Annotated in this window: 12 protein-coding genes and 1 pseudogene; 4 read left to right on the top strand and 9 right to left on the bottom strand. The window is 53.5% G+C overall.

All coding sequences use genetic code 11. The annotated features are described in order from the left end of the window. Positions 1-131 precede the first annotated feature (131 nt). Entirely contained in the window at positions 132-1,148 is a 1,017-nt protein-coding gene (locus tag VIJ98_RS20715) for a LacI family DNA-binding transcriptional regulator (RefSeq protein ID WP_154156740.1), read from the top strand. A 149-nt stretch (positions 1,149-1,297) separates the two neighbouring features. Continuing rightward, positions 1,298-1,720, top strand: a complete 423-nt coding sequence (uraH, locus tag VIJ98_RS20710; RefSeq protein ID WP_323271320.1) for a hydroxyisourate hydrolase — start codon at positions 1,298-1,300, stop codon at positions 1,718-1,720. A 117-nt stretch (positions 1,721-1,837) separates the two neighbouring features. Here uraH and ftrA read toward each other — a convergent pair whose 3' ends face one another. Beyond that, positions 1,838-2,842 (bottom strand): transcriptional regulator FtrA, encoded by a 1,005-nt coding sequence (gene ftrA, locus VIJ98_RS20705; protein WP_323271319.1) that lies wholly within the window; start codon positions 2,840-2,842, stop codon positions 1,838-1,840. Positions 2,843-2,958: 116 nt separating this feature from the next. Here ftrA and VIJ98_RS20700 point away from each other — a divergent pair, with 116 nt between their 5' ends. Next, on the top strand, positions 2,959-4,425 hold the full coding sequence (locus VIJ98_RS20700) for an MFS transporter (protein ID WP_323271318.1): 1,467 nt from the start codon (positions 2,959-2,961) through the stop codon (positions 4,423-4,425). Here VIJ98_RS20700 and VIJ98_RS20695 read toward each other — a convergent pair whose 3' ends face one another. The 6 genes from VIJ98_RS20695 to VIJ98_RS20670 all read right to left on the bottom strand — a co-directional run bounded on the left by VIJ98_RS20695 (position 4,426) and on the right by VIJ98_RS20670 (position 13,689). Next, positions 4,426-4,974: a pyridoxamine 5'-phosphate oxidase family protein gene (locus VIJ98_RS20695; protein WP_323271317.1), complete on the bottom strand. Its 549-nt coding sequence runs from the start codon at positions 4,972-4,974 to the stop codon at positions 4,426-4,428. A 17-nt stretch (positions 4,975-4,991) separates the two neighbouring features. Then, positions 4,992-5,567 (bottom strand): TetR/AcrR family transcriptional regulator, encoded by a 576-nt coding sequence (locus VIJ98_RS20690; RefSeq protein ID WP_323271316.1) that lies wholly within the window; start codon positions 5,565-5,567, stop codon positions 4,992-4,994. Further along, the gene (locus VIJ98_RS20685; RefSeq protein ID WP_323271315.1) at positions 5,564-6,157 is read right to left on the bottom strand and encodes an NAD(P)H-dependent oxidoreductase; all 594 of its coding nucleotides are present in this window, start codon (positions 6,155-6,157) and stop codon (positions 5,564-5,566) included. Before VIJ98_RS20685 ends, VIJ98_RS20690 begins: the two co-directional genes overlap by 4 nt. Positions 6,158-6,291: 134 nt before the next feature. After that, positions 6,292-10,857: an autotransporter outer membrane beta-barrel domain-containing protein gene (locus VIJ98_RS20680; protein WP_323271314.1), complete on the bottom strand. Its 4,566-nt coding sequence runs from the start codon at positions 10,855-10,857 to the stop codon at positions 6,292-6,294. 302 nt (positions 10,858-11,159) lie between these two features. Then, positions 11,160-12,560, bottom strand: coding sequence for a Na+/H+ antiporter NhaC family protein (locus VIJ98_RS20675; RefSeq protein WP_323271313.1), 1,401 nt, complete (start codon positions 12,558-12,560; stop codon positions 11,160-11,162). After that, complete coding sequence (locus VIJ98_RS20670; RefSeq protein WP_258145621.1) at positions 12,547-13,689, bottom strand: M20 family metallopeptidase; 1,143 nt, start codon at positions 13,687-13,689, stop codon at positions 12,547-12,549. Before VIJ98_RS20670 ends, VIJ98_RS20675 begins: the two co-directional genes overlap by 14 nt. Positions 13,690-13,800: 111 nt before the next feature. Here VIJ98_RS20670 and VIJ98_RS20665 point away from each other — a divergent pair, with 111 nt between their 5' ends. Continuing rightward, positions 13,801-14,721 carry a LysR family transcriptional regulator gene (locus tag VIJ98_RS20665; protein WP_323271312.1) on the top strand — a complete coding sequence of 307 codons (921 nt, stop codon included), beginning with the start codon at positions 13,801-13,803 and terminating at the stop codon, positions 14,719-14,721. 15 nt (positions 14,722-14,736) lie between these two features. Here VIJ98_RS20665 and VIJ98_RS20660 read toward each other — a convergent pair whose 3' ends face one another. Together VIJ98_RS20660 and VIJ98_RS20655 are read right to left on the bottom strand one after the other, a co-directional pair. Then, positions 14,737-14,931, bottom strand: coding sequence for a hypothetical protein (locus VIJ98_RS20660; protein WP_323271311.1), 195 nt, complete (start codon positions 14,929-14,931; stop codon positions 14,737-14,739). Between the two features lie 68 nt (positions 14,932-14,999). Beyond that, positions 15,000-15,155, bottom strand: a pseudogene (locus VIJ98_RS20655) (transposase); the annotation flags it as partial. Positions 15,156-15,259 lie beyond the last annotated feature (104 nt).

Raw genomic sequence — 15,259 nt, 5'->3', positions numbered from 1 at the left:
TTGATTATTTACCGTTTGATAAGCGACAATGCGTATAATGAAGTTTCGTCTCGCAACAGTTAAGTATCTGTCTGTCACGAAATCTAATTGAATAAATTAACTGTATTGCATGCTGAGGCCGTTAAGTATAAATGAAGAAGCTCACCTTAATTAAAGTGGCCGAGTTAGCGGGAGTGGGTATCGCAACGGTTGATCGCGTATTGAATGAACGCGGCGGCGTGCGTCCTGAAACGGTACGCAAGGTGCTACGTGCCGCACGTCAGGCGGGATTGCAGCGCCTGCTGCCGGACGATACTCAGCATCCGTGGCAAATTGAAGTGTTTTTAAGCAGCAACGGAACCTGGTTTTTTCAGCAACTGGCCGATGAGTTTGCGCAAATAGCCGATCGTTTGGGCTACCGTAAAATTAAATTATTCCGCACTCTGGTCAATGAAAACCCACCGGAAAAACTGGCAGAAAAGATAAAAAAAAGTAGTGAGTTGCGCGACGGTATAATTGTTTACGGTCACGATTATCCGGTTATTCACCAGGCTTTATTGCATTGCCATGAAAAAGGCATTCCGGTGATTACGCTGGTTTCCGACTTACCTGGCGCGCAGCGTTTTTGTCATGTCGGCATCAATCAATATCAGGCCGGAAGAACCGCAGGTTTACTGATGAGCAAAAGCATGAAAACGCCGGGTGATGTCATTATGGTGAGCGGTCGTTTTGATTTCAGCGCTCATATTCAACGTATTGCAGGCTTTCGCGACGCACTGACACAACGTGCTCCCTGGCTGCGCTTACGTGAGGTGCTGGCCGGAGAAGATGAGCGTCACAAAATTCGTGCCCTGCTTAAGCAAACACTGCTGCAAGCGGACAACGTGGTTGGCTTATATAATTCTGGTGATAATAACAGCGATATAAGTGCGTTATTACAGCAACAGCAACTCACTGATTGCTGTTATATCACCCACGAACTCTATGATGTCACGCGCTTGCTGCTACAACAGGGGACGCTGTCCTACACGCTTGATCAAAATGCACGTCAGCATGCGGTGATCTCCACTGATTTATTAATTCGCCATCTTGAGACCGGTTTTCAGCCAGATATTTATCAGGATGGACGCGTTGAATTGCGCATTGTGACGGCGGAAAACATGGCGTAATAATCATCAGCGCTGTTCACGTTTTCAGCATATTTCGTTAGCCAACTATTTTAGTCTGGGAAATTTCACATTTAGTCTCATCGATTACGCTTTTGATATTTAAGACTCTACCATTGCAGCACATTCAATTGCTAAAAATGGATATTTTAATGAAAACTTTCTTTACCTCAGCCAGCGCTATCCTGATTGCTACCAGCCTGTCAGCGGGAGCGGCACAACCGACAGCAACAAAAAATCCACTGAGCGTGCATGTACTTAACTTGCAGACAGGTTCACCAACAGCGGGAATTGAAGTAGAACTCGATCAGAAACAAAATAATAACTGGGTGAAATTAGCCAGCGGCAAAACCGACAGCAACGGCAGAATCAGCGCGTTATTCCCGGAAGATAAAACCGCCAGCGCAGGCAGCTACCGCGTGGTATTTAAAACCGGTGACTATTACAAAATGAACAACCAGAAAACCTTCTTCCCGGAAATTCCGGTGGAGTTCAATATGGAAAGCAACGGCGAGCACTACCATATTCCGCTGCTGTTGAGTCCGTTTGGTTATTCGACTTATCGCGGGAATTAAATTTAAAACGGTCGCCATGAATGGCGTGATGCACGTCATTTAACCGTAAAACGGTCGCCATGAATGGCGACCCTACGGGCTTTTCGTAGGGTGCGCATTTATGCGCACCTGGCTGAATTAAAGCACCATCCCTCTTTCGTTAAATGCCTTGCGCCAATGCGTCGGCGTGGTATTCAACCGCTGTCTGAAATGATGGCGCAAGGTTTCCGGCGATCCAAATCCCGCCTGCTCCGCAACCTGGTCAATGCTCAGCTTGCCGCTCTCCAGCAGTGCGCAGGCTTTTTCCAGCCGCACGCTCAACATCCATTCTCCCGGCGTGGTGCCGGTCGCTTCATGAAAGCGGCGCAAAAAAGTGCGACGGCTCATACCGGCTTGCCTGGCGAGCTGATCAATCACCAAAGGCGTATTGAGGTGATTGCGTAAATCATCGAGCAGCGGCGAAAGATTCTTTGCCGCCCGTTGCGGCACCGGCTGCTGAATCAGCTGCGCCTGGTTCCCCTCACGCAGCGGCGGCGTCACCATACGGCGCGCGGTGCGGTTTGCCACTTCAATGCCATAATCGCGACGAATCAGATGCAGACACAAATCCACGCCCGCTGCGCCACCCGCTGATGTAATGATGCTGCCCTCATCGACATAAATCATGCCGTGTTCAACCTGCACCTGTGGGAAGCGCTGCGCCAGAATTTCGGTGCTGTTCCAGTGCGCGGTAGCGCGTTTACCATCCAGCAATCCGGCTGCGCCCAACACGAAACTGCCTGCGCAGATCGAAACGATACGTGTGCCGTTACGGTGTGCTTTTTGTAATGCGGCGATAAGCGCATCCGAAGCCGGTTCGTGCACGCTGCGCCAGCCGGGAATCACGATGGTGCCCGCCTCTTCCAACAGCTCAAGTCCGCCGTCGACCACCAATCGCACGCCGCCTTGCGCGCCGAAAACGCCCTCTTCTACCGACGCCACGCTCAAATCATATAAAGGCTGGCCGAACGCGTCGTCGACGCGCCCAAAGGCCTCAACCGCCGTGCCGAATTCAAAGGTACACAGGCATTCATACGCCAGCAAAACCATGCGTCGGTTAAACGGTGCAGGCGAACGGGCATGTAACGGAGCAATCATTTGCATTAAAGGTCACCGGAGAAATTGGCACGATCTTGACGATATATGGCATGCGGGCGGATTTCCACTGTCACGCCAATCTTTCATGCTGGCACGCTCTTAACGTATCGCAGGGATTGAGTATGAAGAACATGTTGGCGCTGATGGCGGTTTGTCTGGCCGCATTGATGTCGGGATTGGAGATTTCGAGCGTACCGGTGATTTTGCCGGTGCTGGAAAAGGAGATGCACGCCAGTTTTCGCGAACTGCAGTGGATCATGAACGCCTATACGCTGGCTTGCACCGCCGTGTTAATGGCAACCGGCACGCTGGCAGACACTTATGGACGCAAACGTATCTTCATCATCAGCATTATCGCCTTCGGCGTGACGTCGGTGATGTGCGGGCTGGCGGGCAATGCGTGGTGGCTGATCGTTGGACGCTTGCTGCAAGGATTAAGCGGTGGCGCGATGTTAACCTGCCTGATCGCCATTTTGTCATTCCAGTTTCCACAGGGAAAAGCGCGCAGTCGTGCGTTCGCCGCGTGGGGCATTACCTTTGGCTTTGGGCTGGGATTCGGGCCGATCATCGGCGGCATGCTGGTCGCCTGGTTTAGCTGGCAATGGGTGTTTTTGGTGCACGGCTTTATCGCGTTGCTGACGCTGATCCTCGCACTGAAAAATGTGGTGGAATCGCGTGATTCTGAAGCCAAAAAGCTCGATCTCGGCGGCCTGATCACCTTATCAATCAGCGTGGTCGGCGCAACCTACCTCATCACGCAGGGTAGCAGCCTCGGCTGGAGCAGCCTGGCGGCACAGCTTATTTTGCTGGTTACGCTGCTCAGCGCGCTGCTGTTTGTATGGGTTGAGAAACGTCATCCACATCCGATGTTTGATTTCACGGTGTTCCGCATTCGCGCCTTTTCCGGTGCGCTGATGGGTTCGATTGGCATGAACTTCAGTTTCTGGCCGCTGATGATTTATCTGCCGGTCTATTATCAGAGCGGGCTTGGCTATAGCAGCATGGCAACCGGTTTGGCGCTGCTGGCTTACACTTTGCCGACCTTGCTGATGCCGCCGCTTGGCGAGAAATTGGTGGTGCGCTTTGGCGCGGCGCGCATGATCCCGCTGGGATTATTCACCATTGGCGCGGGCTTTATGCTGATGAAGTTTGCCGCCGCGCAGCAGATGAGTTTACTGCCGGGCGCGCTGCTCTCGGGTATCGCACTCGGGCTGACTAACACGCCGGTCACCAACACCACAACCGGATCGGTGCCGGGAAATCGCGTTGGCATGGCGTCTGGCATCGATATCAGCGCGCGCCTGATTACGCTTGCCATCAATATCGCGCTAATGGGCAGCTTGCTGGTGGCGGGCATTGCGGCGAGTCTGCAACGTCTTATGCCGGGTGAAAATGATGTGCAGGCGCTGGCCGAGCGCATCGCTGGCGGCGGCGAGGCTTCACTGACCCACGATATTGCCGCGCAGGTGCTGACCGACGGTTTTTCCGGCGTGTTGTTGTATGGCGCGACAGGCGTGTGGGGATTGGCGCTGGCGAGTTATCTGCTGTTTAACGTCCGTCGCAAGGCGCAGGAACAATGTACGCCTTAGTTACGGATTAACCCATTTGCTGTTGGTGAGCGCTCCGTCTGAGCGGTAACTCAGTAACGCTCTTTGATTGTTTTCGCGCGCCAGCAGGCACCAATCCAGTTGGGTAATTTGGATGATCAAGACGCCGAAATTATCCCCGGCGTTACTGACATCGTTGGATTGGTTGTCAATGTCACTTCCCGGCGCAGCGCCAGCATAGGTTTGCTGCGTCCGGCGCGATAATCGTTGCCACGCCGCTTCAGCTATTGCGCTGTGTGCGGCGTGCCGCTCGACCGTTCCCTGCAATCGCAGCTGGGTTTTCACGCAATAACCCAAAACCGTAACCTCTGGATTAACCGCCAGCGCCTGCCATTTCGGGCTACGCATATCAGTGTGAAACTCTAGCGTGCGTTTTTCACGATCAACCGCGCGCAGCACCAATGTCCTTGCCTGCGGCTTGCCCTGTAGATCAACGGATGCGAGCGTTAAGAAGTGAAACCCGGAATCGGGCTCGCGTGCGCCGGTTTCCAGTTCTTTCCAGCAAGCGGTATCAATCTCGCACAATGACATCTGTTGCTCCTGTTCGGTTACTGGTGACGCTCCACCAGCGCCAGAATCAGCGCCTGAAGTTCCGCTAATCCTTGCTGCTGGCTGATATCGCCACATACCACTGCATTAGAAATCGCATCGGCAGCGCCTAACATTCCCCACATGCTGGCTTGCGGCAACATTGCTTCGGCAAACCAGCCCCGGAATTTTTCTATAAAATCGAGCTGGTACTTGCGCTTCACTTCCGCCAGCTCCGGCGAGCTATCAAGTGCTGACAGCACATCCGGGATTTCACGTCCCTGCGTCAACACGCAATCAACGTAACTCGACGCCACCACGTTAGCCCGCTCGGTAAGGCTGGCACCGGCGGCATTCATTGCCGCCTCAATAATCGCGTTCTGACGCAGGTCGAAATCTTCATACAGCGCCGCGAGCAATCCGTGACGCGTACCAAAATGATCGTAGACCACCGGTTTACTGACGCCCGCTTCTTCTGCCACGCGTCCTAACGTCAGCGCATCGCTGCCCTGCTCGCGCACTAGATTCCACGCCACGCTAATCAGCTGCTGACGGCGTGCCTGATGCGACATGCGCTGGCGAGTGGGTTGATTCATACCGATTCCTTCACGTTAAAAAGTCGCTGTCCAAGTTGGAGGGCCAGCGTGTAATGCGCGTCGGGATAATTTTCATCGGTTGGCAACAGCAATTCGCTGGTCAGCACCGGCGCGCCGCAGTAGCCAAATATCCCTTCGTCAATTTGTGTACGCATGCTGCTGAAATAGCCACGACGCACATAGGTGCGCTGACTTGCCGCGCCCAGCGCCAGCAGATGCACCTGTAAATGGCCAAGCTTTTTCACCACGGTTTGGCCGTCATCATCGTAGGCCCAACCTTGGGTGAAAACGCGATCGATCCAGCCTTTCAGCTGCGCCGGGAACGACCACCAATAGATTGGATAAACCAGCACCAGCGCATCCGCGCGATCCAACCGCTGCTGTTCAGCCACAACGTCGGCAGGCGACGGCGCAACATTTTTGAACTGATCAACATCGGCCTGATTGAAGCGCGGATCAAATTGCTCCGCCGCCAGATCGGCAATTTCATAGCTGTGGCCGCCAGCAGCAATACCATGCGCTACCTGCGAAACAAGGTGATGAGTATAGGAGTTGGGATCTGGATGAGCAGTAACAATCAGAGCATGCATAGCGACAACCTCCGTCATGAATAAGCTACTAGTAGTAACTTACCATTGGTAGGTTGTCAATTTTACCGCGCTCTCAACATGTAAAAAAGCCCGCCGTCAACTAAACCGGCGGGCTTGTGAGGGTGACCGTTTTATTAAAACACCCAGCGTACGCCCGCGTTGTAATTCCAGCCTTGCACGCCGTTGCCGTCGATCTCTTTGCGATAATTGGCTTCGGCATACAGTGAGAGATTATTGGTGAAAGCCGCATTGCCGCCGATGCCGGCATCCCACATCTGGCCGAACTTACCGCTGTTGAAGCTCTCGCTGACGTCGCTGTTGCTGGCACCGACATTCACTTTCGCCGTGCCGCCCCAACCGCGATAGTAGTTGGTGCGCAGGTACGGCGTATATTGCCCGCTGCCGCTGTCCTGCCAGGTACGCGCCAGACGTGCGCCGACGCGGCCTATGGTTTGGTCATAATCGTCGTAAGAGACTTTGGTTTGATCGTCGTCGGTGAAGTCATCCATCTTCAAATGCAGATGCAGCAGTTGCGCTTGCGGCTCAAGACGAATGCCATTCGCCAGCTGGAACGGATAACCACTCTCCAGCGATGCGGTCCAGCCTTTGCCTTTCAACTTCGCCACCTCTTTCTGTCGCGCGATATCGGTGTCGCCACGATGCCAATCGAGAGAAAGCGCGCCATCCAAATAGAAGCCACTTTCGCGCTGCCAGGTGCCGTAAATCGCCAGGCTGTCGCTGTCGAAATCGGTTGAGCTGTAACCATCAGCTGCATTCGGTCGGATGCGTGCATTGCCGCGCGTGTAAGCCAGGCCGCCGCGCAGGCTGTCTTGCTCGCCGTCCAACCGCAGTAGGTTGCCGCCGAACTGTACCGCGCTGTAATCGAGGTCAAAGTCGTAACCGTAATGCGCCGTATCAAGGTTAGTTTTGTACTTCTGATTGGAGCCGGAATAACGGATGAACATTTCCGCTGATCCGTCTGGATTCTGCCGCAATTCGCCCAGGCGTTGATGTAAATCACCAATGGTTGCCAGGGTGTAATACGCCAATCCGACCGGCGCCGAAATGTAGGAAGGAAGCTGTGGAATGACCGCCGGGCGCACCGCGCCGCTGCCTGCGGTCTGCGGCTGGCAAACGGAACCCTCTTCACAAATAAAATTATTGGCCAGACGATAATCCCAGTTTGTATTGCCATTCGCGGGAGCAAAACTGTAAAGCCCGTATTGCCACGGCCCTGCAGCGACATAACCCCGTTGCAGCGCAAAGCTATTCGCGCTGGCGCTACCAGCAACCTGCACCAGAGAAACGCCTTCATTGGCGGAGATCACGCCATCTCGATTGCTATCCGCCAGCGTGGCAGCACTCAGCGCATCATTGATAAAGGTAGTGCCGGTAACGTTGCCGTTAACGCGTAAAGTGTCACTTTGCGTGCCCTGCGTCCGCAACGCCAACTTGCCGCCCGCCGACGCCAAATCACCATTGATGGTCAACGTGTTGCCCGCCGCGCCGCCGCCGTTGGTGAGATCCAACGTACCGGCGTTATTCACCACCAGCGAATCATCGGTTTCGCCCGACAACACCGGATTGACCTGATCGCCGACAAACAGCGTTGATCCGCTATCTACATTGATGGTGCTGTGCGCCAGCTTCAGATTATCGGTAAGGGTAAATTGCGTGTTGTAGAAATTGATGGTGCTCCAGCCCGCGCCGAGGTTGACGCCACGCGTCAGATCATCGTTGTTGAACGAACCCCCGCGCGCGTTGATCTCGCTAAAGTTCAGCGTGCTGCCACTGCCGCCTGCGGTGGTGATGTGGCGCGTGTTTGCCAGACTGACGTTAGCAATCGTCGCCACATTGTTGCTGCCGGTTCCCATCGTCACGCTGCCGTCAATGGTTCCGCCGGTGAGTTCAACCACGTCGGTGCCGTTGCCGGTGTTCACATCACCCACCACGTTGCCATCGACCAGTGCAATCTGATCATTGGTAGCGCCACCCGCAACCACAACGGTTTCCGGGTAAGGCGCGGTGACGTTGCCTTCATTGATAAATACCGAGTTGCCGCCACGCAGATCGATAATTGGCGAAACCAGGCTGAGCGAAACGATGGTGCCGCGGTTGATCACCTCGCTGGCGGTGCTGGTGACGATCGCCGAGCCGCCATCGGAACTGTTAACGATGATGTTACCGTTGGCGATCACCCGCCCGGTGGTATTGGCGCGCACGCCAGTTGCCGGGCCATACACAAAGAAGCTGTAACCCTGCGGAATAACTAAATCGTTGCTGGTGGTGGATCCATCTTCTTTGCTAAACACATAACCCGTCGCGCCTGCACCGCTCACCGTACCGAGCATATAACCGTTGGGATCGAATGAGGTCGAGGAGCGAATCAAGGTGCCGCCATCGGTGTTCATCCCGACATCCTGCAACGAAATATTGCTGGTTTCCGCGCGGTTGTTCAGCACAGTGCCGCCGCCAGAATTGTAGAGTCCGATGTTGCTGGCGGTTAACGACGCTGCGCCTTTATCCAGCAAAATGGTGTCTGCACCTGTATTGGCGTTGATGGTGCTGTAGTAAAAATTCGGCCCGGCGGTATCGCCATTTATCGTCAGCCCGCCGTTATTGCCTACGCGCACTGCGGCGATGCCGCCAGCACTCAATCCGCTGTGATCGGTCCAATAAACGGTATTACCTTCAGCGGTATCCAGCGCGACGCCCGAGGCTATGTTGGTGCTTGATCCATCGAAGATATTTCCGCCACCGCGAATACGCACGCCGATGCTATTTGGCCCGGTGAGATTGATGGTGCCGCGCGGCGTTGATTCATAGATCACACCATCGCTGATATCAAAGGCAGTGGCGTTGGCTCCGTTGCCGGTAATCGGCGCCACGTTGGCGAAGAATCCGCCTTGTCCGGTACCCGCAATGGTATTCTTGCCGTTCAGCTCAATCGGGTTTGTGATGGTCACGTCTGCACCCTCCGAGCTCTGAACCGCAATCGCGCCTTCGCCATTAACGTGATAGCTGTCGGTACCGTACAAGGTGGTGCCGTAAAGTCGTGAACCGGCACCTGAAGCTACTATGCCGCGTGTGTTGGCACCGCTCAACGTCACATCGGCAGCCACCACCGGATTGAAGATCACGCCGTCACTCAGGCGATACAACGCCGAACCTGGCGTGGAGACATCATAACTGCCGCCGTTGCTATCGATGTGCGCATAGTTGGTGGCTTGATAACCGGTTTGATTCGGCGCGTAGAAATGCAGTGAACTGGCATCGCTGATGGTTAATCTGGCGTCATCCCGCACATCAACGCCAACCGCGTTTTCGCCATACAGATTGATTCTGCCGTTCTGTGCAAAATTGGCCTGGCTGCCAGAAACGGTAACGCCCGTCGCACCCTTGCCTTTCACATTGATGGTGCCGTTGTTCTCACCGCTGGCATCCTCGAGTCGGATGCCGGTGCTGTTAATCGCGGTATTGATCACGCCATTGTTGGTGAATCGGCTGCCACCGTTGGCATACACGCCGGTGCCGCCCGCGCCAACCGTCGAGGCATCGACGCCGCTGCCATCGGCATTATTGAAAAAGCCGCTGTTGATGACGCCGTTGTTAATGCCGGTGCTACCGTTCAACAGTTCCAGTGCGTTGCTGCCAACGCTAGCCAGTTTGCCGTCAATCACCGCCGTCGCGCCATTGCTGGCACGCATCGCCGCACTGCTGGCGTTTACCACTTCCAGAATGCCGCTGCTGCCAATGGTTGCCCTGGCGTTGGGGCCATCGGCGCTTAACACAATGCGCTCGCCAATCGGCTGCGTCACTTCGTCGTAGTATTCGTCGGCATCGATCACATAGGCGATGACATCGCTGCGTAAGGAGAGCGCTTTATTGAACTCGCTGCTGTAGCTGTCGGCGGCCAGATTGCCGTTTTGCAATTGCTCAATCAGCCAATTGTTGTAGCTCTGCAAGCTGCTGACGTTGGACACGTTGAATGAAGTGGTGGCGTTGTCCAGCGTAGTAACGCTAAACGCGCCGCGCCAGGAGACCACATTGTCGAACCATTGCCCCAGTTGATAGGTGTAAGGCGTGTAGGAACCAAAAAAGGAGATGCGGTTGGCGGAGTTCCAGTTCATGGTGCCGCTGCCGCTGGCAGTAAACAATTCGCTCTGTTTTGCCGCCATCGACCAGCCGTTGGTGCTGGCGGTGGTTGCTGCGCCCTTCTGCCCGATATCAACATTGATGGTGCCATTGCTGACCTGCGCCACGCGCGCGTTGATATATTGCCCATTATTAACGTTATAAAAATTGGGCAAAGTATTGGTTTCAATGGCGCTAATCGCGGCGGAATTATATACCTGCACGCTATTATTGCCGCTGCCATTGGCGTCCGGCACATTAATCACATAATTCTGCGCACCCAGATCGACGCGACCTGAATCTTGCCAGGAATACGAAATAATTCTGCCGCTGCTGAGCAACTGTCCGATGGATATGGTGCCACCGCCGTCCTGACCGGGCGCAAACCGCTGATTACCACTTAATGTTTGAGTCGAGCCATTACAAATACAAAACACCCCGGCGCGATTGTCATTTAATTCCGGCGTAAAAGGCTGAAGCGTCGCCGCCCAAACTGGCGAAGCCGGATTAAACACACCGTAAGCGGCAATAAGGCTAATAAACAGCGGATGCAATCGAAACATCATCGTTCACTCCAGAGAAGCATGCAACGCTGCCGCGATGCGTACAGACATCGCCAGCAATGGGTTTGGCTACTATTAATTTGTGTAATTGAACGTAAGGGAATTCTGCGACGTGGCAATAACATCACTTTACGCGAGACAGTTCCAGCGCGACTTAAGCCAAATAGAGATGATTAGATAACTTTAAGAAAAGGCCGGGGATTGAATACAATTATTCGTGGGACTGAAATAGCGGAAAGGATGTTGATCGTGTTAACAACACTATAAAAATAAGAAGCCACCATTAAGTGGCTTCTTACGATTTATTAGAATGGTCCCCAGTTGATCGCCACACCAATTAATAAGGTGACAACACAAATGGCAAACCAAATCGCCACTACCGGTGCAACGAATTTAATCCATTTGCCGAAAGAGATATTGGCGGTGGCCAAGGCTGCCATTAACACGCCAGAAGTTGGGCTGATGGAGTTGACGATACCTTCACCCAGCAACACCGTCTGCACCGTCACCTGACGGGTTAAACCGAGGTTATCGCCGAGCGGCGAGAAGATCGGGATCAGCAAAGCGGATTCACCGGAACCGGATGAAATACCGAAATGCATCAACGCCGCGCTAATGAACATGCCCACCGCCGCAATGGCGGGATGAACTGGTGCCAGTAAATCAGACAGGAAGCCAACAATCGGATCAAGAATATTGCCCTGTTGCAACACCACGGAAATCGCGCCAGCCATACCCACAATGAAGCCGCCTTTGACCAATTGCGAGCAACCCGTAAGGAAGGTGTTGGCAATGGCAGAACCCGACATGCGACCAATCATGCCGACCATAATCGACAGAATAATAAACATCGCCGACATTTCATTGGTGGCCCAATGCAATTGCACCGTACCAATCATAAATACAATCAGCGTTGCAGCGCAGGTGATCAGAATCAGTTTATGCCGACCGGTTATCGCCAGTGAATCGTCATTCTGCGCAGTTTGTTCTATTCGCACTTCACCATTATTCCGCGCGCGTTTCACCGAGATAATCAAATAGGTCATCACCGTTAACACGAACAATAAACAGGTGATGCCGCGCAACAACATGCCGGAGAACAGCGGTAACTGCGCCAGATGTTGGGTTAATCCGGTGGTGGCTGGACCTAATACCGCAACGTTAAAACCGGCGGCACAGGTTAAATACACCAGCGCCATACCAATCATTGGCGATAAACCCAACGAGCGCGCCACTAATAAACCGATCGGCACAAACGCCACTACCGAGTTTTGCACCACGCCAGTGGTGCCGAGAATGGCGAATATCACACCAAAAATAATGATAATACGCGTATCGCTAATTTTGGTACTGCGCGACAGAGAATTAAGCGCTGTAGCAATAGCACCCGTCGATTCGATCACCGCTAATAACCCGCCGGTAAACAGAATCAGGAAAATGATCGGCGCGGCTTTGATTACCCCTTGCACAATCGCCATAAAAATTTCGCCGGGATATACGCCCGAACGCGCGACTTCATGCAAACTTCCCTTGATGGCGAAAGTAATGCCATTGCGGGTTTCATGATCAAACTTGCCCGCCGGAATAATCCAGGTCGCCACCGCCGCCAGCACCAAAATAATAAACAGCAGCAGATAAGGACTTTGCTCGGTTTTTGCTGCTGGCGGTTGGCGCAGCGTATTTTTCTCCACATTAACCTGAGACATGCGCATCACCTCCGAGGATCAAGCCCGCCACCAACGCCGCGCGCGGAACAATATCGGCAATGATGATATGTTCATGACGTGCATGAATACCCGCGCCGGTTGCGCCCAAACCATCGAGAGTTGGAATGCCTAACGCAGCAGTGAAATTGCCGTCGCTGCCACCACCAACCGCCTTGCCTTCCACAGAGAAACCGAGCTGCTCGGCAACCTGCTGCGCATGCTCCATCAACGCCAACGATTCCGGTGTTTGACGCATCGGCGGACGCGATTGTGCGCCGCTAATATCCAGCGTGATGCCAGCTAAATGTGGCGTGATTTTGCTGATTTCGGCGTGAATGCGCTCGGCTTCTGCTTCGCTGGTAACGCGCGTATCAATGCCTAACACCGCTTTATCCGCCACCACATTGATGCGGTTGCCGCCACGCGCGATTCCCACATTGACGGTGGTGCCGCGCTCCGGCGCGTTTAAACTGTGCAAGAACATGATCTGATGCGCCATTTCTTGTACCGCGCTGATGCCCTCTTCGGGATTGTTCCCGGCGTGCGCAGCTAATCCGTTGATGGTGATTTCATATTGTCCGGTACCTTTGCGCGCTGTCTTCAGTGCGCCCGATCCCGCCACCGCAGGCTCAACCACCAGCACTTGTGCCGATCCCAGCGCGTGCTGCGATAACCAGGCGCTGGAGCTTGGGCTACCGACTTCCTCATCGCTGCCGCACAGAAACACGATGCGTTTGCCCGCCAGTAAATCATGCTGTTGCAACGCGCGTACCGCCCAGATGGCCTGCACCAGGCCGGCTTTCATATCCAGCACGCCAGGACCGTAAAGCTTGCCCTCTTCTTCACGCATCACCAACTCGCCTTCATCCCAGACGGTATCGAAATGCCCGAGTAACACGGTTTGCTCGTCACCGCTTCCCAGCGTGAACTTCAGGTGATTGCCGTAATGCGGCTGCTCATCAATCTCTGCTGCCACGCCCAAACGTTTGGCAAACAGCGCTTGTAAGACCTCGCCACAACGATCCACGGCGGCTTTGTTCATTGATGGTGATTCCGCTGCGACCAATTCCTTGATATCCAGAAGAATTTCATCGGCATGTTGTTGCAGGTAATTTTTTATAGTTTTCATTTGTACTGCCCTCGCATAGTGAATCTTCGAGTATGGAGATAAAAATGCGCTTAAAAAATGGAGATAAAAGGCTATTATTGTTGACCTCAGATCAACAGATAGGAAAAACCTATGGCGATGCTGCTCTATCCCGAAAAATCCATAAGGTATCTGTATGAAGTGGGCAATTACGGCGGTATTCGTCGGGCGGCGGAAGCCTTGGATGTTGATCCCGCCGCCATCAGCCGTCAGTTATCGCAACTGGCGCGGGAGATGCAGTTGCCGCTGTTAGAGCGACGTGGCCGCAATGTGGTACTGACCGAAGCTGGCAAGTTATTGGCTGAAGATTACGCGCACACCCATCAGCGCCGCAGCCAGTTGGATCGCCAGTTAAAAGATCTGCGCCATAAGCGCGGCGGCTCGATTAAATTGCGCGTCGGTCAAGGCATGGTGGATGAAGTTGTCAGGCATGTATTGCAGCCGTTTTCGCGAACTTATCCCGATGTGTTTATCGATATCCTGTCGGGCGATATGCAAACCACCATGTCGCTGATTGCCAAAGGCGACGTTGATATGGCGGTGGGTTTTGGCCCGATTGGCCCTCCCGGCCTGAAGTGTTTGAGTTTTCACCGCGGACCAATCTGTGCGGTGGTGCACAGCCAACACCCAATCGCGGATTTCCCGCAAATTGAAGTGGCCCAACTGGTTAATTATTCGTTAATTGGTATGGACAAAAATTTTGGCATTCAAAGTTATATGAATGCCATGTTCAGTCAGGAAGGATTTATATTCAGCCCGGCTTATAGCTGTAATCTGTTTTCCAGCGCCATCGCTTTGAGCCAGGCCGGCATGGGCATCGCGTTTATGACCGCCAAAGTGGTTGAAGACGACCTCATCGCCAAGAACTTAGTCGCCGTGCCGATTCACCATCGCATCGCCCGCGAAAGCCAATGCCACTTATTACGCAGCGCCGATCACCGCTTCACGCCCGCCGCGCAGCATTTGTGGCAATTGCTGGTGACGTTTTTTGAAGGTACGGCGGGAGCGGTTTAATTGATGCTTATTTGATTACAAATTTAATAATGGCTTGCGGCTCTCTTTTGCGGGTTCGGGTTTGAGTTTCTCAACTGGAATTCGGCACATCATCCCAGCAGTTATGCCTATATGAGAGTTATCCGGGAATGACTCCCACTGTCCTATTTCGACACTCGCATGAACAAGTTCGCCTTCGGCAAAAGGTTTGGAAAAGAAAGATCTTCCCATCACGGCACGCTGATTTTTATCACAGTTAATGACATTTATTGCCCGTGAACTGGCAATGTAAATGGGTGGATCTCAGACTGGGCATCTGACTGAATTTTATTGGCTGAGGAGTCAGAGCCGTACTTTTTTACCCAGGCATAGAGGCTGCGCGTGGTGATATCAAGACGTGTGGCGACACTTGCAATGGAATGGCCACGATCAACAACCTGTTTAACCGCGCTCATAGGTACCTCTCTTTAAGCCATCTTAAATGACTCTGAGGTGTCTGTTAAACCCGTGGCGATTCAGTTTGAGTCTCTTCAATGTGTCCTCTATCCCCTAACTTTTC

The organism is Pantoea sp. S18, assembly GCF_045689705.1.
Lineage (GTDB): Bacteria > Pseudomonadota > Gammaproteobacteria > Enterobacterales > Enterobacteriaceae > Pantoea > Pantoea symbiotica.
This window is presented reverse-complemented; position numbering and strand designations above follow the sequence as displayed.